Origin of the sequence: Sphingomonas sp. Leaf34, from assembly GCF_001421805.1 — a bacterium.
Taxonomy (GTDB): Bacteria; Pseudomonadota; Alphaproteobacteria; order Sphingomonadales; family Sphingomonadaceae; genus Sphingomonas.
Genome location: NZ_LMLC01000005.1, coordinates 209088 through 234782, shown reverse-complemented (window position 1 = coordinate 234782; position 25695 = coordinate 209088). Strand labels below are relative to the sequence as shown.

The following is a 25695-nucleotide window of genomic DNA, read 5'->3' as shown; positions in this document are numbered from 1 at the left end:
CGCTGGCCGTCTCCAGGCAAACCCATATCATGTCCCCAGAGCGACGCTCTGGACGTTAGGGGACAATTATACGACAATTGTTCAAAGTCCAGTGGGGTGCCTGATGACGCCATTATATGCTCGCTCGATCCAGACAGGTGACAGCGCGCTGATCTTGCGCCAGAACTTCGGGCGATGACGGCGGACATGACAGAGCATGATGGGGCGATCCCGGTGACGGCCGGCGGGCGGAACCTGACTCAGGCGCTGCTCGATACGCTGGGTCGCGCGATCGTGACCGGCTATTACGAGACGCGGTCGTTTCCAACCGAGGCGGACATCGCCACCAAGCATGACGTCAGCCGTTCGGTCACGCGCGAGGCGGTCAAGATGCTGACCGCCAAGGGGCTGGTGAGCGCCCGTCCGCGGCAGGGGACGATGGTGCAGCCATCGAGCACCTGGAACCTGTTCGACACCGACGTGCTGCGCTGGACGCTGGAGCGTAAATTCTCGGTCGACCTGTTGCGGCACTTCAACCAGTTGCGGATCGCGATCGAGCCCGAAGGTGCTGCGCTGGCGGCGCAGTTCGGCGACGAATCGGACCTGCTGGCGATCCACCGCGGGCTGGACCGGATGGCCGCGGCGGAGGCCGGCTCGGGCGACCCGCTCGATGCGGACATCGCGTTTCACGTCGCGATCCTGCGGGCGTCGAAGAACCCGTTCTATGCACAATTCCAGTCTGTCGTATCGACCGCGCTGCAGACCTCAATCCGCTTCACCAACCGGATCAAGGGCCGCTCGGCGAACGTCGCCGACCACGGTGCGGTCGCGGCCGCGATCGCCGCACGCGATCCGGACGCCGCCCGGATCGCCATGCGGCGGATCATCGGCGACGTACTGACGTTGATCGGCGACGAGTAACCGTCCGCCGATCTGGCGAGCGCGGCGTTATCCTCGATCACCTTTCCCGGCGGTTTTCGATTCACTTGGCTGATCCACGATAGGATTGCCGGAACGGGCCCGTTGGCGTGCCGTTGATCTGCAAAAGAGGGATGCGGATCGGTGCTCAAGATCAGTGAACGCGTAGAGAATAGTGTAGAATTGATGGCGCCGGCGCCGGTGGCGGCGGCACTGGTCGACCGACTGGCGCACGGCGGCATGGTCTATGTCGCCGCGGATGACCTGCGCGCGACCGAGATCGCCGCGATCGCCAGCGCATTGGCACCCGATGCGGTCGTCGTCGCATTGTCGTCGAGCGATGCGTTGCCAGGTGACGATTCGCCGGCATCGCCCGCCAATGTTGGCTTGCGGGTGGCTGCGCTCCGTCGCTTGCGGGCTGCGACCACGAGTGGAACCGGACCAATCCTGCTGGTGACGACCGCCGAGGCTACTGCGGTGCGCTATCCCGACCCTGCGATGTTCGACGCCGCGCCACCGCGGTTGGCGGTCGGCGAGACGATCGACAGCGACGCGTTCGCCACGACCGCCGCGGAAATCGGCTATTGCGTCGACGACCGTATCGACGAACCCGGGGAGATCGCGGTCCGCGGCAACGTGATCGACATCTTTCCCGCCGACCGCGCCTCGCCCGTCAGGATCGAATTCGCCGATGGCCGGATCACCGCGCTTCGGGATTATGACCCTGTGTCGCAATTGGGGTCGGCGGACGTCGCTTTCGTCGAGATCGGCCGTGCGACCGAACCATCGGCGGACAAGGGCGTCGCGATCCTGGTGCATCTCCCCGGCGCGGCGGTGGCGTTCGATCCCGGCGTCGATCGTCGTCGCGACCGGTTTCTCTCGCTCGCCGCCGATGGCCTGCCGCGGCGCAGGGCGAGCGCCGATCTGGTCACGGCAAAGGCGTGGGACGCCGCAGTCGCCAAGCGTGACGTCGTTGCCCTCGCGCCGGGCGACGACCGGGTACCGCGCTTTATCGAGCTGCGCGATCCGACGCGCGGGTTTGTGCGGCTGGCACGCGATGTCCTCGCCGATTCGCGGCTGGTGCTGATGGGATCGCCGCGCGACCTGCGGTTCCTCCAGCCGCGGCTCGAACGCGGTGCGAAGATCCAATTCGCGACGATCTCCTGCTGGTCCGAGGTGGCGGCCGCCAAGCCCGGCACTGCGATGATGCTTGCTGCGCCGGTCGACCGTGGCTTCGTCGCGGCGGGCGTCACCGTCGTCGCGAGCGCCGACCTGCTGGGTGGCCGTGCCCGCGGTGACGAACTCGGCGCGAGCGGCGGCGCTGCGCTTGCCGGCCTGTCGAGCGAACTGCGCTGCGGCGACGTCGTCGTCCATGAGGAGTTCGGGATCGGCATCGTCCGCGGGCTGGAAATGCTGCCCGATACCGGTGGCGATGCGATCGTCCTGGGCTATGCTAAGGACGGCCGTCGCCTTGTGCCGGTCGCGGAGGCGGATCGTATCTGGCGCTATGGTGCGGATGCGGATGCGGTGACGCTCGACGCGCTCGATGGATCGTCGTGGCAGAAACGACGTGGTGCGATCGATGCGGCAATCGCGGAGAGCGCTCGCACGCTTGCCGCGCTCGCCGCCGAACGTGCGGCGCGTACGACCGACCCGATCGTCCCCGACCGCGCCGCCTATGAGCGTTTTGCGGCCGGATTCGCCTTCACCGAAACCCCCGATCAGGCGCGCGCGATCACGACCACGCTGGCCGACCTCGCGCGCGGCACGCCGATGGACCGGCTGGTCATCGGCGATGTCGGCTATGGCAAGACCGAGATCGCCTTGCGCGCGGCGGCGGCGGTCGCGTTGGCGGGCCGGCAGGTCGCGATCGCCGCACCGACGACGGTGCTCGTCCGCCAGCATATCGAGACGTTCACGCGCCGCTTCGCCGGCACCGGCGTCACGGTTGCCGGGCTGTCCCGTCTTTCGAGCACGGCCGAAAAGGCCCGCGTGAAGGCGGGGCTCGCGGACGGGTCGATCGGCGTCGTGATCGGCACCGGCGCGATTGCGGGCAAGGGCGTCGCCTATCGCGATCTCGCGCTCGTCGTGATCGACGAGGAGCAGCGTTTCGGGGCCGCGGACAAGACCAAGCTGCACGCGCTCGGTGCGGGCCATGTGCTCACGCTCAGCGCGACACCGATCCCCCGGACGCTGCAATCGGCGATGATCGGGCTGCAGGGTTTGTCGGTCATCGCGACGCCGCCCGCGCGTCGCCAGCCGATCCGGACCGCGGTCGCGACCTTTGACGACGCCGCCGTCCGTGCGGCATTGCGGCGCGAACGCGCGCGTGGCGGGCAGAGCTTCGTCGTGGTGCCGCGGATCGACGACATGGCGCCGCTCGCCGCGAAACTCGCCAAGCTCGTGCCCGAACTCGGGCTCGTCCAGGCGCACGGCAAGATGGCCGCCGCCGAGATCGACGAAGCGATGGTCGCGTTCGCCGCGGGGGACGGCGACGTGCTGCTCGCGACCAACATCATCGAGGCGGGGCTCGACGTGCCGCGCGCCAACACGATGATCGTCCACCACGCCGATCGGTTCGGCCTGTCGCAGCTGCATCAGTTGCGCGGGCGCGTCGGGCGTGGCGGGCGGCGCGGGCAGATCATGCTGCTGACCGACGGCGACGCGACGATCGCCGAGGCGACGCTTAAGCGGCTGCGGACGTTGCAGGCGTTCGATAGGCTCGGCGCGGGCTTCGCGATCAGCGCACGCGATCTCGATCTGCGCGGGGCGGGCGATCTCGTCGGCGAAGCGCAGGCGGGCCATATGAAGCTGATCGGCATCGACTTGTACCAGCATCTGTTCGGCCGCGCGCTACGGCTGGCGCGCGGCGAAAGCGTCGACGACTGGGTTCCCGACCTGCATCTCGACATCGGTGGGAGCCTGCCGGAGGCGTGGATCCCCGAGGAGGAAATCCGGCTGTCGCTCTATGGCCGCCTCGCGCGGCTCGAAGACGTCGCCGCGCTCGACCAGTTCGAGGCGGAACTGGAGGATCGCTTCGGAACCATTCCCGATCCGGCCCACCATCTGCTGCTGGCGACCCGCATCCGCCTGCGCGCCTGCGCGGCGGGAATCCGCCGGATCGATGCCGGCCCCGCCGCGATCGCGTTCACGCCGCACGATCGGCGCCGGAATGTACCCGCCGCCGATCTGGTCAAGAAGAACGGCCGCTGGATCGCCAGGCTCGCGATCGACGATCCGGTAGAGCGTGCTGCACGGATCGAGGCGATACTCGACACGCTCGCCGACTGATCACTCGGCGGCGGCCAGCGGGATCGATCCCGCGTCGCCACGCAATGCTTCGTCGGCCAGTGCCGCCAGTATGGCGCGGACCAGGTCGACGACGCGCGCGAACCCGGCACCCGGCGCGTGCAGCTTGCGGTCGAGATACAGCGTCCGGTCGAGTTCGAGCTGGATCGCGTGGATGCCGATAGCCGGACGGGCATGGCGTTCGAGAATGTGCCCGCCGGCATAGGGGGCGTTGCGCGCAACCGAAAAGCCGCGCGTGGCACATATCGCGTCGGCCCGATCGACGAACCGCGGCGCGGCGGCATGGCCGAACCGATCGCCGAGCACGATACGCGTCCCGCCCGGTCCAAGCGGCGGCATCGAATGCAGGTCGAGCAGCACCGCCGCGCCGAACCGCGCATGGGCGGCCTCGAGCGCGGCGGCGACCGCGGCATGATAGGGACGGTGATCGTTCGTGATCCGCGCCGTCACCTCCGCATCGCTGAACCGCCGCGCCCACAGATCGCCCGCGCCTGATACACGGCGCGGCACCAAGCCTAGGCCGCTGCGCAATTTGGCGGATTGGTGCGCGGCGGCGATCGTCGCGGCACCCTCGTCGAGCAGCGGATCGCGTTCGTGCTCGGCGCGATTAAGATCGATCCAGGCGCGTGCCCGGCGCTGGACGATCATCGCCTGATCGGTCCGCGCTGCCCGCGCGACCGCATCGACCAGCCGATCCTCGAGCGGGAGCAATGCCGCTAGCGGGACCCGCAACGCAGTTTTCAGGGCTAGTGGATAGTCGCGCCCGGCGTGCGGGACGGAGATAACCACCGGGCTCGACGGCGGCGCGGCGTCGACCCTGTCGAAGGATGGCCCATCGAGGGAGGGCCCGTCGAAGGAGGGGAGATGCATCGCGCCACGCTATAGCGACGCGTCGGCGCGGGCAATCGATCTGGAAATGTTAACCGCTTTGCGCGTACGAACAGTGTCTCAATGTAGGCGTGAAAACAGGACTTTAGATCGATGTTGCGAATCCTGCTGGCCGAGGACGACCAGGTCATGCGCGAATATCTCACGCGGGCACTCGAACGGTCGGGCTATGCCGTGACCGCGGTCGACCGTGGGACGGCGGCGATCCCGCTGCTCGAAACCGAGACGTTCGACCTGTTGCTGACCGACATCGTCATGCCCGAGATGGATGGGATCGAGCTCGCACAGAAGGCGGGCGAGATGTGCAAGGACCTGCGCGTCATGTTCATCACCGGCTTTGCGGCGGTCACGTTGAAGGCCGGCCGCGCGATGCCGCAGGCCCGCGTCCTGTCGAAGCCGTTCCACCTGCGCGACCTGGTCGCCGAGGTGGATCGGCTGTTCGAGATGGATAATGTCACCGGGATGCATTGAAGGCTTGCGCCCCGCGATAAGCGCGGCTAGTGGAGCGCTCCGGCGGGCGTGTAGCTCAGTGGTAGAGCACTGTGTTGACATCGCAGGGGTCGCAAGTTCAATCCTTGCCACGCCCACCATTGTTTCTGGCGGAGTTCAGCCATTTTTGGCTACTCCGCCCGAAATAAGTTTCAGACTTGACCCAGTCTGTCCGGTGTCCTTCCGGTGGAAGGCACCCGGAACAAAGCTCTCGATTTCGTCGATGATGCCCTCCAAGGCTGTAACAGCATTCGATAGATGCTCGGGGCGGAAAGCCGCGTAGAGGTCCGTTACGGCGTCTAGCTTGCGGTGCCCCATCATAAGCTCGATCTCTTCCGCCGGTACACGGCGATCGCGCAACAGCTGCGCGACTGAACGACGAATCAGCTTCATACCGCTTTCGCCATCCCCCGGCAGATTGAGTTCGATCGCCATGCCACGCCATGCAGATCGCACAGTCGAGACTGGAACGAACTTCCCGGCGACGTTGTCCAGGTGCTCAGCAAACTGCCAAGGCACGCGCACCGTTGCCCGATACTTTTTGGTCTGCCGCCGCCCCCTAGGGTTGAGGTCGAGCACGCGACGCTGACTATTCCACTGTCCGCGGTCTGCGGCCGTCGATATCTCGTGCGCGGCATCGGGCCGGGCCAAGGTCGAGACAGATGCGATAAGGAAGCGATGAAGCCCCGCGCCGTCGCTCTGCCGCCTACGGCTGAGCGCGTACCGGAACATGGCTGCGAGCTCGGGCACCGTAGCGCGATGCTGCGGGGTCGCAGAAAGCTCCTTGAGGGGGATAGGTCGAAAGCCCGCCGGCCTAGAAGCGTCGCCGCGCCGATGTGCCGCGTTGATGACCGCCGCCAGCTGAATGACGCTGTTTTCAACCGTCGATGCCGATCTAGAGCGATGATTGCCTCCGGTGCTCACAATCGGCTGGGCAGTCAGCCACGTTCGGAAGCGCTGTATCCATTCGTCGTTCACCTGCTCACACGCGACCGCCGCACTTGGCAGGGTCACGATGTACCGGACGACGTGCGCCAGCCTCGCCGCAATCGCCTCGGAAGAGGCGCGCAGCTGGCCGTGCAGGATCTGATAGTTTGAGATGGCGTCGGTCACGAGGAAGCCAGACGCCACTGCACGTTGCTGCCCGCAAGTAGGGCAGATCGACGCACCGCGATCGCGCTCAAGATAGTGGGCATCTAGGCGGTACCTTGCCTGCTCAACGTCCGCTGTGCGCGTAGAAGTGCTTCGTTCGCGTCCCCGCTCGGGATCGTACCAGAAGATGGCAAGGAACGGGGAACGAAGGGAGCCGTCGAGCTTTCGATCCCAGCCGAGCCAGAATTGCCCCCGTCGATAGAGTTCCTTCGGCTCACGCGGCATCGAGCCTGCTCCCTTAGTGCTTGTTCGGCTGCTTGATGCAGTACGGCGTAGCCGCCGATCGAGGCGAGTAAATCTAAGTCGGAGTCGGAAAGGCGCAGACCCCGACCGGCTTGCAACGCCCTCGACCACCGTCGATCAAGATCGACTAGCTCTTTCATGAGGCAGCGACATTGAACAGGTCACTTACCCGGTCGGCTTTCCCGACGGAGGTCATTCCGGCAAGTCCGACAACGGCGAAAGATCCAGCAGAATGCAAGCTGCCGAAGGGAGCCTTGAACCGTCCAGGGTGGGATGTCGTTCGACCTTCCACAGCCCGTTATAGATATCCCAATAGGCCATGAGATAGCCTTCGGCGCCGAATAGCTGAACGCAAAGCCAAAGGTGTTCTAGATCCTTGGCGGAGAAAATTGCCGCGGCCTTTTTGACGGCCTCTTCAAATCCATCCTGCTCATACATCTCGAGCAGGTCGGTCAATTCATCGCTGGGGTGTTTAGTCGCCAATCGTCGAATTGATGCCAGGTTATCCTGAAAGTGCCCGGGCGCCTCAATCTCTTCTATGATCGAGGACAGCAGCCGGGGGTGTACGTCCGCTTTTGAGAATGTCTGTATCGCCGTTTGTATGGCCTCAGCGATGGCCCTCAATGCGTCGAGGTTTAGGCCGACCGATCGGCCGTCCGCCAAGACCCTGGCAACCCGAACTTGGTAGGGATCGAATCGCAACGACTTCCCACGACCCACTCCGGCGTCGATTGGCCGGATCAAACCTTGGCGGAGCCAGACGGTAAGCACGTCGTTCTCGACCTTAGCGAGCCGTACGATGTCACTGCGGGAATGATGATCGTTAGTCATAATGACGGAGTATGACCACCGATCATCATTGTCAACATGAACTGCGGGCGCTTTGGCGGCCACGCTTACGCCGGAAAGCCGGTTTGCGGATCCGACATAGCGCGAGCGATGCAAAGCCGCGCCAATTCTAGGCGCTGCTCATTTATGGCTGACCATCGTAACTGATGGCGTCGGCGATTCACGCCCCGGATCAGGCGTTGCGCGAAATAGAGCAGCTGGGTTGGTTCGACAGCCGCCGCGATCATCGGCAAGGTCTCGATAGGCGGGGCAATAATTACGCCAGACTCGTCGGTTGCGAGCGAGGCGGGGAAGTGAAGGCCCTTGCCCTCGATGCTGCGTGTCGAGGTCATGCCTGTGCTCTCCGATCGAGCGCAGACACGTCCGCGACAAGGCTATCGATCACTGCCGGATGTACACCGGCCCACAAGAGCGTCAGTCGAAGCTTTTTGGCGAACGTCGCATGGTCGGGAGCAATCGCCATTGCCAGCACGGCCTGGGCGCGCTCGAGGGCTTCACCGGCGGCGATTTCGTCGTGAATGGTAGAAGTGGACGGCAGGGCGTTCCGAGCGTCCCCGGCTATGGCACAGTGTGCCAGCGCGAGATTGAAACGGGCGCGATCGGTATTGGCCGGCGATGCGGCCGGCTTTAAGGCATGAACAGCCATGATCGATCTCCATAGGATCGGTTGCGGTTAGAGCCGGGCGGGAAGGTACGAACTTCCCCTCGGCTCGTTTCTGCGTTAACGCGGTTTATATGACTGGTCAACAAACTTCGTTAACACGGAAACGCGGCCCTAAGCCCACAGGGCAAGGCCATGTAGTCGGTGTGCGCCTTCATCCCGAACAGTTGGCGCAATTGGATGAGTGGATAGCAGGCCAGGCGACGCCCCAACCATCTCGCCCCGAGGCAATCCGAGCTCTCCTTCGCAGCATTTTGGCGTCAAAGTAAGTGTCAGGAGATTTTTCGATCGGCGCAGTAGGCGCGGCGGTAATTGCCGCGGTCATATCGCTGATTGGTTTGATCGTTGCAAAGGAAAACAAGACTTCAGAGTTCCGACAAGAGTGGATCAACGCTCTTCGTGAAAGTATATCGGATGCAATCTCAGCAGTTGCTGCTATGCATATTATCGCTGATATGATTATCGACGATGATAATGCCGAAATGATTGCCGAGGCTTGGCGAAAAGTTTCTAAGTCCCTCTCTCTTGTCGAACTTAGGCTCAACATAGTGGAGCCCGATCACTTGGAACTCCAGGGGCTAATAAGGCAGTCCGAGAAGCTCATTAAACGAGGGACCGACGGAGAAGACATTTCAGGCGAACTTGAGCTTTTGCAGGACTCAGTTACCGCTCTCTCTCAACAGGTATTGAAACGTGAGTGGGATCGCGTGAAGGACGGCGAGGCAACGTTCCAGCTAACGAAATATGGTCTGGTGATGATTGTTGGCTTCGCGCTGCTCAAGTGGGCGTACGGTTCAGGAATTTGAGGGCGAACGAACCGCGCTAGACAACCTCCAGGCGGAGATCCTGTAATACACTACCAGCCCAAAGCCCCGATCTGCTGGGCTCGCGACCGGGCATGAGGAAGGGATAAGGCTTGCACTGTGCAAGCCCGCCGGGGCGCTTCTGGATGCTTGGATAGCCTCGCAGTCGACACCGCAAAGTCGCCCGGAAGCAATACAAGTGTTGCTCGGAAAGCGCTTCGGGTGAGCGCGCCTCCTTTCACGTCAATGTTGCAACCTGACGAAAAGTTGAGCCGGTAAGAACGCCTAGTTACTCAGACGCGGAAAACATCGCATAAGCCGGTGCACGCGCATTACGTGCTATTGAAGCCATCTCCATCGCGGTTAGCCGTTCGCAGTGCGATACGTGAAGCACAGCCGATCCGGTTAGATTTCGGGCGATAGATGCTAGTTCACTCGAAGTAAAACGTCGACCACTTACGGTAACGCCGCCGCCGTTACGCGCTATAGAAGCCAGTTCATTGGCGGTTAGATGGTTCATTGTGTTTCCTCGTGATTTACTTGCGTCAATGCTGAAAGCTCTTCTTCCAAACCTCGGCTATTTCGCAAATCGGAAGCTCGGCTCTTCGCCCGGCTAAGAATGTTTATTACGACTAGGCTCGTTAATGCGCTAACAACAGTTCCCGTAGTTTGAAGTACGGGCCAAACGTTGAGGCTCAAGCTGGCAACATATGTGGGCGATAAGGACGGGATCGCGGCAAGGGCTGTAACCGCGCTAAAGCATATTCCTGCTGCTACGGCTCCGATAGCTCCTACCAGACTCGATGTGACGACCGCCTCAATCAGTAGCTCAGACGGTTGGATATTATTTGCTGCCGCGGACGCTACCGAATCGAGCCTTTTTCTCAGTTGCTGAGCACGGGCAGTCGCACCTGCTGCGGCGCGATTGGCCAGATAAGTCTGGATTTTCGGCGTAAGAAGGTTCGCCAAAATTGCTAGCGGGATAGCGCACAAGATACCTATAAAGAACGCTACGTTTAGGCTTTCCAATGGCGCACTCCCCTGAATTGGTCAGGTGATAGCAAAGCACGCCGCCTGAGACCATGGCTGGACCCGAATGAGATTGGTGCCGAGCCGCAGGCCTTATCGACCTTCATCCTGCCCGCTGGCGGGCGCAAATACCGTCTGCCGGTTTCCGCAGGCGAGGCTGCTGTAATACCCTGCCACCAGCGACAATATCCCGCCCTAGTCCGATCACAGGCGTTGGGGTTCGATCCTTGCACTGTGCAAGCCTCACAACCTCCGCCGGTTAGTAACCTGCTACCACCGAACATATCCTGCCCTAGCCCCAAACCCTCGATTTACGCGGCTCGCGATCGGACATGAGGGAGGATGAGGCTTGCACTGTGCAAGGCCGCCGGTGGCGGTGTTAAACACTGCTACCACTCAACATATCCTGCCCTCGTCCCAAATCCTCGCAGTGGTTTGTTCGTGTCGACTGGCCGGTCGTCGAGGCCTATCCCTCAGCTGGCTCTGCTGCGTGCTCCCAAACTACGATGGGGGCCGTCTCCGGCCCCACGACGTAGCGCCAGTGGTGGAATCCTACCGCCGGCCCGCCGCCCTTCGCTTCATGCGGCGCAAGGAAGAACCGCATAGGGTCGCCCCAGGAGTTTGACCCATTCGTGACAACAATAGCTGGCACGGCGCCCACGATCACGAGATCGCCTAGAGCCTCGCCCCGCTCGGGATCGAAACTGCTGGCGTGGTCGACCTCAAGGCGTGCACTCAGGAATGTGGCACCCGTAATGCGGCCCCAGCTTTGTTCGATCGGATAGAAGCGAAACCGTTGCGGTCCGTCGTCCAGGAGAACGGCAAATCGACCATCTTGGTCTGTAACGACGAGCATGTTGGCACCAGCCGGGGTTGGCTTGCTGGCGCGGAATAGTCCGTTTCTGGTAGTTCCAAGGCTCGTAGCGGTAATCTGATCGAATGGAACGAACATCGGCGATCCTTGTCTTTGATGATTGCAAGAAAGACCGGCGACACTGCCGCCGGCCTTCTAAGTTACTTCTTCGTCGGTTTCTTTGCTGGGGCACGCTTGATCGTCTCGACGACCGAACCCTTCTTGTCGCCTTGCGCCTTTTTCACAGTCGTGAACTTACCAGTGCCTGCGTTACGTCCAATTTTCATTATCTGTCTCCAAAGGTGGAGAGGCTTCTAGGCGCCAACCCAAGGGGTCCCGGCCGCAGCCGAAGCTGCGACCGGGGGTAGGGTGTCACTCGTCGTCAACGAGCCAGCAGAACGCGCGCTTGCCATATTGGCGAGCAAATATACGCGTACCGTCCGGCAGCGTCTTCCACGGACGACACACCCACCGCTTACCGCGGGGAGGTGGCGACATGAACGCCTCCATTCGTTGGCGGCCCGATGATCTTTGCGTCCCGAATCTTGTCGTGCTAACGCACGTGCTGCCAAGCGAAGTTTCGGATCGCGCACCTGCACAGGGGCCGCGGTTCTGAGCTAGGTTTAAGGGGTGCGGGCCTTAGGTCAGCACCCCTTATTCGTTAGGGATGCTGGCAGGAACGGTAGTCCCAGACCGAGCACCCGATTTCGAACCTCTGCGGCGTCACGCGACAATCCCGACTTGAGCATCAATTCGCTGATGCATTTACAGGACCGTGCCATTTCCTCGGGGGCCAGGAACGAGCCAGCGAAGTTGTTCGCCTGCCACTCCGGATCGAGGAACGCCTTGATTTCGCCGCGCGCCAGCGAGAATGGCTTACCGGTGTGGAGCAGAAGATGCCCAAACTCGTGTGCCAAAGTGAAGGGGTATCGGGCATGACCTCGACGGGCCGCGTCGTAGCAAGATTCGCTGATCTTGATGACGCGTTCCGTGGTCGAAGTCGTTGCTTCGGCGACGCCCAGCTCATGGTCTGGGACAATCTCATACCGAAACCCGTCCATCACTTTCGGCAAAACCCACTCGATCAGACGCAGCATGTCGATGCGATCATGCAACCCGATACCCAGCGCAGCCCTCACGTCGTTGGCGAATTTCTCGATGCTAGCGCGGCTCAATGCCGCAACGACTACCTGACCATTCATTTGCTGCCCCCTCGGAGGAGCTTTGCGATGCCATCCTTCGCTTCTGGGGTTAGGCGGGCAAACTCGTGCGCGAGCTCACCCGCCAGAATTCGGTCCGAAGCCGGCGCGCTGTCGGCGATCTGGATTTTGAACTCAGCCATGGACAGGGCTGCTTCCTGTCGCAGCTTGGCTGCCGCGATCATATCCAAACGCATCAAAGCGGCCACACGATCGGCGAAACCGGGTGGGATGGGCTTTTTGCCGGACTCGATCTGGCTGAGATAGCTCGAGCTTACCGATAGCGAATCGGCCATGCTTCCCAAGAGCATCTCGTGCTCGATCCGGAGATGCCGAACGGCCTTTCCGAATGGGGTCATTGTTGTAATCCTTGATCACGAATGTGTCCCCCATTGCTCGTCTCTACCTTCGTCATACCCAGCCCCCTGCTCTCCGGTGAATTTGTTTACCAAAAAGTGAAACGGAAGCGCAAGGGGTTTGTTCCGAGGCTTGCTGATTCGACGCTGCGCTGACGCCATGCGCCTTTGTTCGAGCGTTTCGGACGGGGTGGAGTCGGAAGTCAGCCCTCAGGCTCGATCGCACCGGTCTGCGTGGTAGCGGTCATGTCGATCACTTCTATGTCGCTAAGGTCGATCAGAGCATCGTTCACGGCTTGGTCGATCCGCTGCCGAAGCGCGGCATCTCCCTTCGCCACGACGGCACCAACCCGCGAGAGGTACGCTTTGGTGAGTTCGATCAGGCCGGTAATGGTGTTCGTAATCTCCACAAGGTCGACAAGCTCGCCGCGCTCCCTCGCATTCTTCCTCTCCTGAGCTTCCGCTTGCGCCGCTGCCAAGCGAGCGCGCTCTGTCGCAAGATCAAGGGCCGCGCCTGGCTGGCTGGCTCGTCCCGCCGCCTGTTCGCGAAGGTGGGAACAGTAAGCCAGCCGGGCTACGTCCAGGTCATAGCTGCCGCGCGCGGCCGGCGTGATGACGCCGTCCCGCACGAGGCCGGCGACTGCAGGCTGAGTGATTCCAAGATGATCGGCAATATCCCGCTGCGTTGCCATCTCAATCCCTCCGCTCGAGCATCGCCGTAGCAAGGTCGGGGTCGCCTAGATCCGATAGCTGCTGGTGGACATGCTCGTTTAGGGCAGCGAACAGCGGATCGAACTGGGTGTTGATCGTCGCGGCGATAAGTGGCGAGATGCGAGACGGCCAGTTCAGCCATGCGTCGCGCGCGGTTCGGCTGACCTCGAAGAACAGGCTTTCGGCTTGCTGCATGTCGATCAGTTCGCCGTCGGCTTCCCTGTTCTTCCGTTCTTGCGCGACGGCTTGCGCTCGCGCCAACCGGGCGCGTTCGAGCACGAGGTTCGGCGCCTCGGGATCGCCGGTCGACCGTCCCGCGGCGACCTCGCGTAGGTGGCGGATATATGCCACCCGGCATTCGTCCAGGCTGTAGCTGCCGCGCCCGTTCGTCGGTTTCAGGATGCTCGATGCCACCAGTTGCGACACTGCCGCCTGCGATAGGTCTAGGTGCGCTGCTACCTGCTTCTGCGTCGTCATGGTTATTATAACCCCCCTAGGGATGCTCATGGCTGGGAATGTTATGCGCCTTTGCCGCCCGTATTACCCGGGGGCGAGGGAAGGACCCAAAAGGGGGCGGGGGCGGCCCGCGCCCCCGCGCCCCGTGGCGCCCTACGCGGCGAGGGGTGGTGGGGCGTCGCCGTCACCCTCGGTGCTGCCGCCGCGCTTGGGCGGTGTGCAGGCGGCGAGCAGGGAGCGGGTGAAGCCTCCCATGCCTTGAGGCACAACCAACGGTACGCCGTCGCCTGCGGCGCGGGGCGGTGCATCATCCCCGCGTAGTCCGGCCCGCGCCGCTGCATCGAGCTTGGCACGCACGCCTGCCTCGTCGGCAGGTGCTGGCGGCGCAATGAGTTGCTCGCGAAGCTCGTCCAGCCCGGCCAAGAGCATCGTGGACAGGAGCATTCCCCGGCCCGCCACTTCGATGTCTCCCCACCATAGATCAGCAGCGGCGAGCAGAAGGATGCGCGCCGCTGTCTCGGTTGCTTCCACGGTGTTGCCTTGCTCGTGCTGCGCCGTCTCGATGGCGCTCACCATCACCTCGCGCGCGACGTCGGGCAGAAACATATCGGTCTCGGGTCCCGGTTGCCCGAGCCGGAATAGCGGCTCGTCCTTCACGAGACGTAGCGGTGTGTCATTCGGCATTAGGGTAACTCCTCTTGTGAACTGGTAGGATTCGATCAGGCGCAGCCGTCAGGGTGCATCAGGTCCAAAGGACCGCCAGCGAAGGCTAGGATGGTGGACGCGCGGGTGAGTGCGTCGTTGAGGGCGGCAAGAGCGGCAGTCGGAACGTCGTCCGACAGGCACACCGCCGCGCCGCTGGCGGCCTCGATCAGCGCGGCGGATGCCGCTTTGCCGTCCGGCATCATGTCGAACGCGATGTGCAACAGGCGGACCGCCGCCTCGATCGTTGGACCGTCACGACGGGTTGGCGCAGACTCATGCATTCGACGTGGCCTCGTCGTCGGGCTCGCGGTCGCCTGGTCCCATTGAGTACGTCGAGCCGTCCGCCCGAGCGCGCATGGCCGTACCGAATTTGCGCATGTTCCGATTAAAGGCGGCAATGTCGGCTGCTGGGATACGATCAGCCTCGGGCGCGACCGCTGCGACCACACGTTCCCAGGGCTTCGCGTCGGCATCGCCGCGGGTCCGGCCGTCCATGACCTGCACCATCGCCTCTAGGCGGTAGGCTTCCTCACGGCGGGTCGCGACCAACGGATCAGCGATCGCGCGGATTTGCCCTACGACGGGCATAAAGCCGCGTTCGGAACGCTTGATCGCCTCGTCTATCGAATAGGCGAGGATATCGTGCGGGAGGTCCAGGAGTAGCCGGCCGGTCTCTTGAAGCCATGCGGTTACGCGGTCGGGGTCTTTCTCGTGGCCGTGTGCCAACGCCATCGACGATAGCCGTTTTTTCAGCCAGTCGCGGGGGCAGGGCGCAAGCGAAGCGCGGTAGGCTCGTGCACCATCCGCGACCTGCCGGCGTTCATCGGTCGACACGATCGAAAACATGGCGTCGGCCGCATTCCACGGCGTGCTGCGGAACCGATTGTCAGCCAAAGTCGACGCGATCGAACGCGGTAACGATGGCGTCACGGGCTGAGCCGCGATTTGGCGCCGATCGTCCAGCCTGGCGAGATTGCTCATTCGAAGTTTCCCATCGTGTGGAATTGCGAACCCATGTTCTCCAGGAAGCCTGCCAGTCGGCGCTGAGCTTCCCTTCCTTTGCGTGCCAATCGGCCATCGCCTCGATCTCAGCTTCCAGCCTGCCGGGAGGCCAACCAGCGACCACGGCCGCGGTTTTACCTGTCATGATCGGAGCGAAATCGGCCGGGATGTCGGCTTTCGCGTGCGCGCGCTTCCTCGAAGAAGACGAAGTCTTCTGAGAGATAGGTTCCTTGGGAGGTTCCGTGTCCCGTTTTTGGGACCCTTTCGTGGGAAAAACGGTACTGTTTAACGGTCCCGTTTCTGGCACTCTTTCCGATAAGGGTGCCGTTTCCGGGACTGTTTCGATCGGGAGGCGATAGACCTTGATTTGGCGCGTCCGTCCGCACCGACGGCCGGTATCGATCAGCAGTCCAGCAGCCTCGAGGGAGGCAACCGACTTCATTACCGTTTTGCGGTCGCAGCCGGTCCACTCGCAAAGCGCTGCCACGGATGGGAAGCACTCAGTCGTCGTTTTATCCGCGTGATCCGCGAACGCGATCAGCACGAGTTTATCGAGCGGACGCGGGGGCGCTTGCCGAGCAGCCCAATAGGCGGCCCTGCTCATCCGACGCGCTCCGGCAACTGCGATACTGTCCGTTGGCGAGGGCAAATAGCTATGCTATTCGATCGATGCCCGCCCGCCTGGTGAGGTAATTCAGCCCCCGTTCCGGTTGCCGCCGGTACGGGGGTTTCTGATTCCGGGGGCGGCGGTGGACGGTACCGTGCAATCACCGCAGCTTCAGGTGCTCCGGTGTCGGTCCGGTGAAACTCGCAACATTTCGCTGTTTGTTCGTGGCCTGTTCTGCCGGCGTCACGCCCGTATGTGGCGGAAATCTGCCGTTTTTGAACCGTGCCCCTGTGTTGACATCGCAGGGGTCGCAAGTTCAATCCTTGCCACGCCCACCATTGAATTGGCTCTATCCGGTCATCTCCTGCCCTGCGGCGGAAACGACGGATAGAGCCGCTTCACCGCACGGTGTGCGCGCGACGCGCGATGTATCGGCGTCGATCCCCCCAAAATGCGATGAACCGCGGGTCAGTCGATCTTGGATCGGCCCGGCGCGCAGAAATCCGGTTCGTGAGGAACGGGAACGATCCTCAATTGCCGTGGTGTGACGAGGCATGGCCAACGGTGGCGGTGCCGACGCGCCGTGGCTACGTAGCGGGAATGAACCCGCCCGCGCCGATGACCGAAGAACGCGACCTATCGTCGATCATCGCAGCGCGGAAATCGGCCTGGATACGGTCCGGGCGTACCACCAGAAGCGCTTCGGTTTCATCGAACCAAACTAGGCTGCGATCTTGAGGTCCTGCATCACGTCGGCGGTGATCGACAAGCTCCGCTTGCGCGCGTCGTGATCGTAGATCGCGCTCGTCACCATGACCTCGTCGACACCGGTTCGGGCAACAAACGCCGCGATCCCGCGCGCGACGGTGGCCGGGCTGCCGACCGCCGAGCATTGCAGGACATGTCCGAGGATCTGGTTGCCCTGCGCGCCGAGCGACTCACGGTAGCCCGCGACGGGCGGCGGCAGCTGGCGGGGGTTGCCGGTCCGCAGCGCGACGAACGACTGTTGCTGCGAACTGGCGAGCAGTTCGGCCTCGGCGTCTGTGTTGGCCGCGAAGACGTTGAACCCGGCCATCGCATGCGGCTTGGCGAGGCGCGCGGACGGGCGGAAATCGCGGCGGTAGATCGCGAGCGCGGCGTCGAGCGCATCGGGCGCGAAATGCGACGCGAAGGCGTAGGGCAGACCGAGCGCGGCCGCCAATTGCGCGCCGAACGTGCTGGAGCCGAGGATCCACATGTCGACGTCGGCGCCCGCGCCGGGCGTCGCGACGATGCCGGTCTGGCCGTCGTTCGCGAAATAGCTCTGCAACTCCATCACGTCCTGCGGGAAGGCGTTGGCGTCGGTCTCCAGCGTGCGGCGCATCGCGCGCGCGACGCGCTGGTCCGAGCCGGGTGCGCGGCCGAGGCCGAGGTCGATCCGGCCGGGAAACAGCGCGTCGAGCGTGCCGAACTGCTCGGCGATCGTCAGCGGCGCGTGGTTGGGGAGCATGATGCCGCCCGAGCCGACTCGGATCGTGCTGGTGGCTGCCGCGATATGCGCGATCACGACCGCGGTCGCGGCGGAGGCGATCCCGGTCATGCCGTGATGTTCGGCGACCCAATAGCGCTGGAAGCCGACACTTTCGGCGTGGCGCGCGAGATCGGCGGCATTGGTGAGCGCCTGGGAGACGGTGCCGCCTTCAACGACGGGGACGAGATCGAGCAGGGAATAGCGTGTCATCCGTCAAAGATAGGTACCGAGCGGTAGCTTATCCACCCCCCGTCATCCTGACGTCTACCGCCGTCATCCTGACGAAAGTCAGGACCCAGGGTTACGGGGGGCGGCGCTTTTGGCTTTGGGTCCTGACTTTCGTCAGGATGACGGATTGGGGGGGGCGTGGCCCTCAAAACCCCAGACTGTACCGCACGGCCATGCCGTGGTCGTCGGGCAGCGCGGCGATGTTGCCGGGGTCGCGGCGCCAGAACAGGTTCGTGTCGAGCCCGCCGCCGAACGCGGCCAGCCCGTAGCGCAGCTCGACGTCGAGTTCGCGGCCTTGCGGGGCGAGGTTGAGGCGTTGCGTGGTCCAGTCGGTGACGGTGCCGCTGGTATAGTCGAAATAGGTCGGGAGGCGGAGGTCGACGCCGCCGCGCGCGACGCGCAAGGGTTGGGCGATGCGCAGGCCCAAGCTGTCGCGGCCGAACACGCCGTCCTTGCAGATGTCGGCGGCAAACGCGGTGGTGCGGATCAGGCCATCGCCGTCGAGCCCGCCGCGGACCAGCGCACGCGTCCAGCCCTTCCGCATCGATCCGCCGACGCTCCAGCCCGCGCCCGCGTCGAATCGTGTCTTCGCATCGACGAACCACGTCGCTGCGCGCGTCGCCCCGAGCGCCGCATCGAAGCGCGCGCCGAGGACGGTGTCGCGCTCGTCCATCCGGGTGGCGGAGATCATCGTGGATATTCTGCCGAAGCGACGATCGACCGTCAGCAAGGCGCGGGTATAGGCCGAGCGCTGCCAGCGATCGCGGAGCCGCACGTCGCCGCCGCGCTGCGTCAGGACGTCGCCGTTCTCGATCCCCGCGGTGAAGCCGAACCCGGCAACGCTCTGCCGCATCGCGCTGGAGGCGCGCGTGGTGCTGTCGAAGCCCATGCCGCCGGTGTTGGCGATCAGGAACGCGGGTTCGGACTGGCCGGAAAGCTGCGCGCTTAGCGCGCCGGATCCCTGCGCGAAGCCAAAACCGAACGACAAATTGCCGCCGAGCCGCTGCGTCACCATCCCGGCGATCGCGCGCGCGCTGGTCGCGTCGGTGGTGGACAGCGATGTGCGATCGAGCGCGACGTCGCCGTTGGCGCGCGGGGCGAGCGTCATGGATACGGTCATCCCGCCTTGTGCTAGCGCGACGGTGCGGAAGCGCGATTGCAGCGCGCCGCCGAGCGAGCGTTCCGGGCTGCGACGGGCAATCGTCTTGGCAAGGTCGATTGCGAACGGGCGGCTGTAGCCGTCGAGGATTACCGCGCCGAGTTCGCCCTGCACTGCGTCGCCCATGGGGGCAGAGAGCGTGGCGTTGCCGCTCGTCGAGACGACGGCTTTCGAGCCCGCCATCGAGGTCGCCCCGAGTGGCTGAAATGCGCGCGTCAGGTCGAGCACGCCATTACCATAGACTGAGTCGACGCCCGGTGCGCCAACGTCGCGCGCGCTTCTGAACAGGATATCGACGATCTGCGCGCCAGTGAGATTGGGGAAGGCCTGCGCCAGCAACGCGACCGCACCCGATATCTGCGGCGCGGCGAACGACGTGCCCGACCAGAGATAGGCGGTGTCGGTCTGGTCGGGCGCGCGGACACTTTCACCGACTGCGGTGAGGAAATGCGCGGCGCCGGTGCCGGCGCGGTCGCTGAAGCTCGATATGCCGTCGCCCGCGCCGACCGAGCCGGCGATGATGACCTGGCTGCGGCCTTGCGCCTCGCTGGCGACGTTGGTGAACGGATCGGGGTTGGTCGAGCCGTCATTGCCCGCGGCGATCACGACGACGAGCCCCGCGGCGGTGGCGCGGCCGACCGCATCCTTCAGGCTTTGCGGCATATCGGAGCCGCCGAGCGAGATGTTGACGACCTTTGCGCCCGCGACCCGTGCCGCGTCGAGGCCCTTGGCGATTGCGTCGGTGCCGAACTTACAGCCCGAATCCTCGTCGTCCTTGCTTGCGGTAGCGCAGGTCCCGGGGCGGTCGGCGCGCAGGACGATCAGGGTCGCGTCGAACGCCACGCCGTGCGTGCCCGTGCCGTTGCGGCGTCCGGCGAGCGTGAATGCGACCGCGGTGCCGTGGCCCCCCTCGTCGTCGATCGACGTGTTGCCGGCGACGTCCTGCGACGCGGATGAGATGCGGCTGCCGAACTCCTGGCTCTGCAGGTCGATGCCGCTGTCGATCACGCCTACGCCGACGCCCTTGCCGGTCGCGCCGACGGTATAGGCCGCGAGCGCGTTCATCGAGACGGCGCCGACGGTCGCGCGATATTCGGTGGTGTCGTTGCTGGACGGAGTCGGGGTCGGCGTAGGAGCGGGGGGCGGGGTCGGTGCCGGAATCGTCACCGACGGCGGAGTCGGCGTGCTGTTGATGCCGCCGCCACCGCCCCCACAGGCCGCAAGGAGAAGTCCTGTTGCCACTGGCGCCGATCGCAACAGGTCGGCCTTGATCCGTCGCATGAGTCCCACCCCTTTTACCCCGCCAAGCTACTGGAATATAAAGCGTTACGCGATGGTAAACATAGCGGGCAGACACGGCGGCGGTCGGAGCCGGCTTGCCCGCCCGGTTCGCGGTGCCTAGAGGTTCGCGCCATGCTTGCCAGCCTCGACCATGTTCGCAACTGGATCTTCGATCTCGACAACACGCTGTACCCGGCGAGCGCGGACCTGTTCGCGCAGGTCGACGCGCGAATGACCGGGTTCATCCAGGATCTGCTGGGGCTCGATCATGCCGAAGCGCGGCGCGTGCAGAAGGGGTATTTCCACAATCACGGCACGACTTTGTCGGGGTTGATGACCGAGCATCACGTCGACCCGCACGCGTTCCTCGCGCATGTCCATGATATCGAGATGGACGTGATCGAGCATGACGCGCCCCTGGTCGCCGCGATCGCCAAGCTGCCGGGGCGCAAGCTCGTCTTCACCAACGGCGACACGCCGTACGCGACGCGGATCCTCGACCGGCTCGGCTTGAGCGAGAGTTTCGAGGCGATCCACGACATCCATGCGATGAACCTGATGCCGAAGCCGCATGCGTCGGCCTATGCCGGGTTCTGCGCGGCGTTCGATATCGATCCGGCGCAATCGCTGTTCGCCGACGACATGGCGCGCAACCTGACGCCGGCCAAGGCGATCGGGATGACGACCGTGTGGATCGACAACGGCTCCGAACAGTCGCCCGACGCGGCGCGCGACCACATCGATTTCACCGTGCCGGTGCTCGCACCGTGGCTCGAAACCATCCTGGAGACATCATGACCTTGCAGACCATCATCGACGCCGCCTGGGACGATCGCGCCAACCTCGGCCTGGAGACGAAGGGCGAGATTCGCGATGCCGTGGAGTCCGCGCTGGCGATGCTCGATGCGGGCACCGCGCGCGTTGCCGAGCCGACGGCTGATGGCTGGCAGGTCAATCAGTGGCTCAAAAAGGCGGTGCTGCTCTCGTTCCGGCTGAACGATAACGTCGTGATAGACGGCGGCTCGGCCGGCGCGCCTGCGTTCGACAAGGTGCCGTCGAAGTTCGCCGGCTGGGGCGATGCCGAGTTCCGCGCGGCGGGGATCCGTGTCGTGCCGGGCGCGGTCGCGCGGCGTGGCAGCTTCATCGCCAAGGGCGCGATCCTGATGCCGAGCTTCGTCAATATCGGCGCCTATGTCGGCGAGGGCACGATGGTCGACGCCTGGGCGACGGTGGGTAGCTGTGCGCAGATCGGCAAGAACGTCCATCTGTCGGGCGGTGCCGGCATCGGCGGCGTGCTCGAGCCGCTCCAGGCCGACCCGGTGATCATCGGCGACGGCGCGTTCATCGGTGCACGCGCCGAAGTCGCCGAGGGCGTTCGCGTCGGCGAGGGCGCGGTTCTGTCGATGGGCGTGTATCTGGGCGCGTCGACCAAGATCATCGACCGCGCGACCGGCGAGGTGTTCAAGGGCGAGGTGCCGCCCTATGCGGTGGTCGTGCCGGGCTCGATCGGCGGCGGCGACGGCAAGCCTGCCTTGTACTGCGCGGTCATCGTAAAGCGGGTCGATGCGCAAACTCGTTCCAAAACCTCGATCAATGACTTGCTGAGGGACTGATCGGGTCGACAACCGGATGGGCGCTGCCTATCCGGGTCGAAACACACCTAGGAGAAATATTTTGACCGCTGCCGCCAGCCAGGTGCTCGACCGCGTCCTCGTTCTCGAAATGGTCCGCGTGACCGAGGCGGCGGCGATCGCCGCGTCCACGCTCGTCGGGCGCGGCGACGAGAAGGCGGCGGATGCCGCCGCGGTCGAGGCAATGCGCGAGGCGCTCAACTCGCTGTACATGGACGGCACCGTCGTCATCGGCGAGGGCGAGCGCGACGAGGCGCCGATGCTGTTCATCGGCGAGAAGGTCGGCTCGGCGATCGGCAAGGGTCCGAAGATCGACATCGCGCTCGATCCGCTCGAAGGCACCACAATCTGCGCCACCGCAGGGCCGAACAGCCTCGCCGTGCTGGCGATCGCCGAAGAGGGCGGGCTGCTCAACGCCCCCGACGTCTATATGGACAAGATCGCGGTCGGGCCGGGCTATCCGGAGGGCATCATCGATCTCGACAAGACGCCGACCGAAAATATCATGGCGGTTGCAGCCGCCAAGGGCGTGCCCGCGCGCGACCTGATCGTGTGCGTGCTCGATCGCCCGCGTCATGAAAAGCTGATCGCCGAGTTGCGCTCGGTCGGATGCGGCGTGATGCTGATCGGCGACGGCGATGTCGCCGGCGTGATCGCGACGTCCGATCCGGAGACGACCGTGGACGTGTATATGGGCTCGGGTGGCGCACCAGAGGGCGTGCTGGCATGTGCGGCGCTGCGCTGCGTCGGTGGCCAGTTCAAGGGGCGTCTCCTGTTCCGCAACGACGACGAGCGCGGCCGTGCGGCGAAGTGGGGGATCACCGATCTCGACAAGCAGTACGACCTGTCCGAGCTGGCCAAGGGCGACTGCATCTTTGCCGCGACCGGCGTGACCGATGGCTCGCTGCTGGCCGGCGTAAAGCGGAAGAAGGGCAAGATGACCACCGAGAGCGTGGTCATGCGCGCGTCGTCGGGTACGGTGCGTTGGGTCAAGGGCGAGCATCGGACGGATTGATCGGGGCAACACCCGGCGAACGTTCGGCCACGGCGTCCGCTGGCATAGGCAGTTCCTCGGCGGGAGGCCGGGGCGCGTCGCCACTCAGGCGACGCGCTTCGGTATCCAGTCCGCTCCGATCGCGACCCGGCCTTCGCCGGGGTGAGGTATTTGGTTCGGGGTGCGGACCGCAATGCTGTTTCCCCGCGAACACGGGGATCCATTCCGACCTCCCGCGTTCGCGGGTGAACGAGGAGGAGGGCCCGGCATGATGCTTCCGACCGTTCTTCTATTCGCCACTCTCGTGGCGATGCTCTGGTTCCTCAAGGGCGACCTGCTCGGCTATCGTCGCACCAAGCGTCTCCCCGACACCGCATCACGTCAAAAGACCTACCGCCTGTGGATCGCCAAGGCGGTGATCGCCTTCGTCCTGCCGGCCGCCGCTGGGCTCGCGCTGCTCGAGCGGCTCGACGCACTTATCATGATCCCGTCGGAGTTCGACGACCTTCGCATGCTGCTCCCGCGTTTCGAGGGGGACAGTCGCGCGTTTGTGCTGGGGATAATGGGAGGCGGTGCGCTTGCAGGACTGGCGATCGGCGCGTTCCTCGCGACCCGGCGAAACGGGCGCATGCTGAAGCCGATCGGCAACGTCGGATCGCTCCTGCCGCGCAACCGCGCCGAGATCGCGAACGCCGCCGCCATGGCGATCGCGGCAGGCATCGCCGAGGAACTCGCCTTTCGGCTGTTCCTCCCGCTTCTGTTGGCGCTCCTCAGCGGCAGCGCGATCGTCGCATTCTGTCTGTCGCTTGCGCTGTTCGGGGCGATGCACCGGTATCAGGGATGGGCCGGCGTCATCGCCACGACGGTCGTCGGCGCTTTGTTGACCGCGATTTACCTCATGGCCGCATCGCTGTGGCTGGCGATGCTAGTTCACGCGCTGATCGACCTGAATGGATTGGTCATACGGCCGATCCTTGCCGGAGCGTGGCGCGTCAGTTCTTCATCCGCCAGCCGGTCTTGAAGATCAGCGCGATGACGATGAGGCATGCGGCGAGGAAGCCCGCCGTGACCGCGAGGCTGATCCCCACCGCGACGTCGCCCTGTCCGAAGAAGCTCCAGCGGAAGCCGCTGATGAGATAGACGACCGGGTTGAACAGGCTGACGGTGCGCCACGGCTCGGGCAGCATGTCGATCGAGTAGAACGCGCCGCCGAGGAAGGTGAGCGGCGTGATCAGCAGCGCAGGCACGAAGTTCAGCTGTTCGAACCCGTTCGCCCAGACGCCGATGATGAACCCGAACAGGCTAAACGCGACCGCGGTCAGCACCAGGAACGCGATCATCGCGAGCGGGTGTTCGATGCGCAGATCCACGAAGAACGAGGCGGTCGCGAGGATGATGAGGCCTAGGATCACCGACTTGGTGGTCGCCGCGCCGACATAGCCGATCACCATCTCCATCGCCGAGACGGGCGCGGACAGGAGCTCGTAGATCGTGCCGGTGAATTTGGGGAAGTAGATCCCGATCGACGCGTTCGAGATGCTCTGCGTGAGCAGCGACAGCATGATCAGGCCGGGGACGATGAAGCTGCCATAGCCGACGCCGCCGACCTGTTGCATCCGGCTGCCGATCGCACCGCCGAAGACGATGAAATACAGCGAGGTGGTAAGGACGGGGGTGACGAGGCTCTGCCACAAGGTGCGCAGCGCGCGGGCCATTTCGAAGCGGTAGATCGCCCAGATGCCGTGGATATTCATGCGCGCTCTCCGACGAGATCGACGAAGATGTCTTCGAGGCTCGATTTGCTGGTTTCGAGATCCTTGAAGCCGATGCCGAGTTCGGCGAGCTTGCGGAGCAACGAGGGGATGCCGGTGTGATCGGCCTGCGCGTCGAACACGTAGCGCAGACGCTTGCCGTCGTCCTGAAGCGACACGTCCCAGTCCGCCAGTTCGGCGGGGATCACGGTCATCGGATCCTGGAGCGACACGTCGAGTTCGCGCTTGCCGAGCTGCTTCATCAGCGCCGCCTTGTCGTCGACCAGCAGCAGCTTGCCCTTGTTGATGACGCCGACACGGTCGGCCATCTCCTCGGCCTCCTCGATATAATGCGTCGTCAGGATGATCGTCGTGCCGCCTTCGCGCAGGCGGTGGACGAGCTTCCACATGTCGCGGCGCAGCGCCACGTCGACGCCCGCGGTTGGTTCGTCGAGAAACAGGATCTCGGGCTCGTGGCTGAGCGCCTTGGCGATCAGCACGCGGCGCTTCATCCCGCCCGACAATTCCATGATCTTGGCGTGGCGCTTGTCCCACAGCGACAGGTCGCGGAGCACCTGTTCGATATACGCGCTGTGGCCGGAGCGGCCGAACAGACGGCGGCTGAAGGTGACGGTGGCGAGCACCGTCTCGAACATGTCGACGTTGAGTTCCTGCGGCACCAGCCCGATTCGGCTGCGCGCCTGCTTATAGTCGCGGATCGCGTCGTAGCCGGCGACCTTGATCGTACCGGCGGTGGGCGTGACGATGCCGCAGATGATGCTGATCAGCGTCGTCTTGCCCGCGCCGTTGGGGCCGAGCAGCGCGAAGATCTCGCCCTTGCGGATGTCGAGATCGACGGGGTGGAGCGCGGTGGTACCGCTCTTGTAGGTCTTGGTGACGCCCGCGACGGACAGGATCGGTTCGGTCATTGG

Annotated in this window: 27 protein-coding genes and 1 tRNA gene; 9 read left to right on the top strand and 19 right to left on the bottom strand. The window is 64.2% G+C overall.

What is annotated here, in order from left to right:
- Positions 1-186: 186 nt before the first annotated feature.
- Both ASF00_RS15510 and ASF00_RS15505 read left to right on the top strand, forming a co-directional pair.
- Positions 187-900 (top strand): FadR/GntR family transcriptional regulator, encoded by a 714-nt coding sequence (locus ASF00_RS15510; RefSeq protein WP_055882344.1) that lies wholly within the window; start codon positions 187-189, stop codon positions 898-900.
- Positions 901-1041: 141 nt separating this feature from the next.
- Positions 1042-4188 carry a TRCF domain-containing protein gene (locus ASF00_RS15505; RefSeq protein WP_327196365.1) on the top strand — a complete coding sequence of 1049 codons (3147 nt, stop codon included), beginning with the start codon at positions 1042-1044 and terminating at the stop codon, positions 4186-4188.
- Here ASF00_RS15505 and ASF00_RS15500 read toward each other — a convergent pair whose 3' ends face one another.
- Complete coding sequence (locus tag ASF00_RS15500; protein ID WP_055881298.1) at positions 4189-5076, bottom strand: N-formylglutamate amidohydrolase; 888 nt, start codon at positions 5074-5076, stop codon at positions 4189-4191.
- A gap of 111 nt (positions 5077-5187) precedes the next feature.
- On the opposite strand from ASF00_RS15500, the gene cpdR reads away from it, so the two are divergent.
- Both cpdR and ASF00_RS15490 read left to right on the top strand, forming a co-directional pair.
- On the top strand, positions 5188-5565 hold the full coding sequence (gene cpdR / locus ASF00_RS15495) for a cell cycle two-component system response regulator CpdR (protein ID WP_055881295.1): 378 nt from the start codon (positions 5188-5190) through the stop codon (positions 5563-5565).
- Between the two features lie 44 nt (positions 5566-5609).
- Positions 5610-5684 (top strand) — tRNA-Val (locus tag ASF00_RS15490).
- A 16-nt stretch (positions 5685-5700) separates the two neighbouring features.
- Here the strand turns inward: ASF00_RS15490 and ASF00_RS18880 are convergent.
- The 4 genes from ASF00_RS18880 to ASF00_RS15470 all read right to left on the bottom strand — a co-directional run bounded on the left by ASF00_RS18880 (position 5701) and on the right by ASF00_RS15470 (position 8473).
- Positions 5701-6960: a hypothetical protein gene (locus ASF00_RS18880; protein ID WP_200910556.1), complete on the bottom strand. Its 1260-nt coding sequence runs from the start codon at positions 6958-6960 to the stop codon at positions 5701-5703.
- A 210-nt stretch (positions 6961-7170) separates the two neighbouring features.
- On the bottom strand, positions 7171-7809 hold the full coding sequence (locus ASF00_RS15480; RefSeq protein WP_055881290.1) for a MerR family transcriptional regulator: 639 nt from the start codon (positions 7807-7809) through the stop codon (positions 7171-7173).
- A 65-nt stretch (positions 7810-7874) separates the two neighbouring features.
- Complete coding sequence (locus ASF00_RS15475; RefSeq protein ID WP_055881287.1) at positions 7875-8159, bottom strand: hypothetical protein; 285 nt, start codon at positions 8157-8159, stop codon at positions 7875-7877.
- Positions 8156-8473 carry a hypothetical protein gene (locus ASF00_RS15470; RefSeq protein ID WP_055881283.1) on the bottom strand — a complete coding sequence of 106 codons (318 nt, stop codon included), beginning with the start codon at positions 8471-8473 and terminating at the stop codon, positions 8156-8158. The genes ASF00_RS15475 and ASF00_RS15470 overlap by 4 nt, the downstream gene beginning before the upstream one ends.
- Positions 8474-8757: 284 nt before the next feature.
- On the opposite strand from ASF00_RS15470, the gene ASF00_RS15465 reads away from it, so the two are divergent.
- Positions 8758-9294, top strand: a complete 537-nt coding sequence (locus ASF00_RS15465; RefSeq protein WP_156348396.1) for a hypothetical protein — start codon at positions 8758-8760, stop codon at positions 9292-9294.
- Positions 9295-10786: 1492 nt separating this feature from the next.
- On the opposite strand, the gene ASF00_RS15460 is transcribed toward ASF00_RS15465, so the two are convergent.
- The 12 genes from ASF00_RS15460 to ASF00_RS15415 form a co-directional block, all read right to left on the bottom strand.
- The gene (locus ASF00_RS15460) at positions 10787-11272 is read right to left on the bottom strand and encodes a hypothetical protein (RefSeq protein ID WP_156348395.1); all 486 of its coding nucleotides are present in this window, start codon (positions 11270-11272) and stop codon (positions 10787-10789) included.
- Between the two features lie 62 nt (positions 11273-11334).
- On the bottom strand, positions 11335-11460 hold the full coding sequence (locus ASF00_RS19195; protein ID WP_268795104.1) for a hypothetical protein: 126 nt from the start codon (positions 11458-11460) through the stop codon (positions 11335-11337).
- Between the two features lie 357 nt (positions 11461-11817).
- Positions 11818-12375, bottom strand: coding sequence for an ImmA/IrrE family metallo-endopeptidase (locus ASF00_RS15455; RefSeq protein WP_055881275.1), 558 nt, complete (start codon positions 12373-12375; stop codon positions 11818-11820).
- Positions 12372-12731 carry a helix-turn-helix domain-containing protein gene (locus ASF00_RS15450; RefSeq protein ID WP_055881272.1) on the bottom strand — a complete coding sequence of 120 codons (360 nt, stop codon included), beginning with the start codon at positions 12729-12731 and terminating at the stop codon, positions 12372-12374. Before ASF00_RS15450 ends, ASF00_RS15455 begins: the two co-directional genes overlap by 4 nt.
- Before the next feature lie 200 nt (positions 12732-12931).
- Positions 12932-13420 carry a hypothetical protein gene (locus ASF00_RS15445; protein WP_055881270.1) on the bottom strand — a complete coding sequence of 163 codons (489 nt, stop codon included), beginning with the start codon at positions 13418-13420 and terminating at the stop codon, positions 12932-12934.
- Between the two features lies 1 nt (position 13421).
- A complete protein-coding gene (locus ASF00_RS15440; protein WP_055881267.1) occupies positions 13422-13916 on the bottom strand; it encodes a hypothetical protein in 495 nt (164 codons plus the stop codon).
- Between the two features lie 132 nt (positions 13917-14048).
- Positions 14049-14579 (bottom strand): hypothetical protein, encoded by a 531-nt coding sequence (locus ASF00_RS15435; protein ID WP_055881264.1) that lies wholly within the window; start codon positions 14577-14579, stop codon positions 14049-14051.
- 35 nt (positions 14580-14614) lie between these two features.
- Positions 14615-14881, bottom strand: coding sequence for a hypothetical protein (locus ASF00_RS15430; RefSeq protein WP_156348394.1), 267 nt, complete (start codon positions 14879-14881; stop codon positions 14615-14617).
- Positions 14874-15581 (bottom strand): hypothetical protein, encoded by a 708-nt coding sequence (locus tag ASF00_RS15425; RefSeq protein ID WP_055881258.1) that lies wholly within the window; start codon positions 15579-15581, stop codon positions 14874-14876. The genes ASF00_RS15430 and ASF00_RS15425 overlap by 8 nt, the downstream gene beginning before the upstream one ends.
- Positions 15487-16206 carry a helix-turn-helix domain-containing protein gene (locus tag ASF00_RS19345; RefSeq protein ID WP_082463491.1) on the bottom strand — a complete coding sequence of 240 codons (720 nt, stop codon included), beginning with the start codon at positions 16204-16206 and terminating at the stop codon, positions 15487-15489. The genes ASF00_RS15425 and ASF00_RS19345 overlap by 95 nt, the downstream gene beginning before the upstream one ends.
- 724 nt (positions 16207-16930) lie before the next feature.
- Positions 16931-17929: an LLM class flavin-dependent oxidoreductase gene (locus ASF00_RS15420; RefSeq protein ID WP_055881256.1), complete on the bottom strand. Its 999-nt coding sequence runs from the start codon at positions 17927-17929 to the stop codon at positions 16931-16933.
- A 163-nt stretch (positions 17930-18092) separates the two neighbouring features.
- Complete coding sequence (locus ASF00_RS15415; RefSeq protein ID WP_082463490.1) at positions 18093-20387, bottom strand: S8 family peptidase; 2295 nt, start codon at positions 20385-20387, stop codon at positions 18093-18095.
- 132 nt (positions 20388-20519) lie between these two features.
- Here ASF00_RS15415 and ASF00_RS15410 point away from each other — a divergent pair, with 132 nt between their 5' ends.
- From ASF00_RS15410 to ASF00_RS15395, 4 genes are all read left to right on the top strand, one after another.
- Positions 20520-21185, top strand: a complete 666-nt coding sequence (locus tag ASF00_RS15410) for a pyrimidine 5'-nucleotidase (RefSeq protein WP_055881253.1) — start codon at positions 20520-20522, stop codon at positions 21183-21185.
- The gene (gene dapD / locus ASF00_RS15405) at positions 21182-22000 is read left to right on the top strand and encodes a 2,3,4,5-tetrahydropyridine-2,6-dicarboxylate N-succinyltransferase (RefSeq protein WP_055881250.1); all 819 of its coding nucleotides are present in this window, start codon (positions 21182-21184) and stop codon (positions 21998-22000) included. The genes ASF00_RS15410 and dapD overlap by 4 nt, the downstream gene beginning before the upstream one ends.
- Before the next feature lie 16 nt (positions 22001-22016).
- A complete protein-coding gene (glpX, locus tag ASF00_RS15400) occupies positions 22017-23033 on the top strand; it encodes a class II fructose-bisphosphatase (RefSeq protein WP_055881247.1) in 1017 nt (338 codons plus the stop codon).
- Positions 23034-23280: 247 nt separating this feature from the next.
- Positions 23281-24033 (top strand): CPBP family intramembrane glutamic endopeptidase, encoded by a 753-nt coding sequence (locus ASF00_RS15395; protein WP_055881245.1) that lies wholly within the window; start codon positions 23281-23283, stop codon positions 24031-24033.
- Here ASF00_RS15395 and ASF00_RS15390 read toward each other — a convergent pair.
- Together ASF00_RS15390 and ASF00_RS15385 are read right to left on the bottom strand one after the other, a co-directional pair.
- Positions 24005-24766: an ABC transporter permease gene (locus tag ASF00_RS15390; protein WP_055881242.1), complete on the bottom strand. Its 762-nt coding sequence runs from the start codon at positions 24764-24766 to the stop codon at positions 24005-24007. The genes ASF00_RS15395 and ASF00_RS15390 overlap by 29 nt on opposite strands.
- Positions 24763-25692, bottom strand: a complete 930-nt coding sequence (locus tag ASF00_RS15385) for an ABC transporter ATP-binding protein (RefSeq protein WP_055881240.1) — start codon at positions 25690-25692, stop codon at positions 24763-24765. Before ASF00_RS15385 ends, ASF00_RS15390 begins: the two co-directional genes overlap by 4 nt.
- Between the last annotated feature and the right edge of the window lie 3 nt (positions 25693-25695).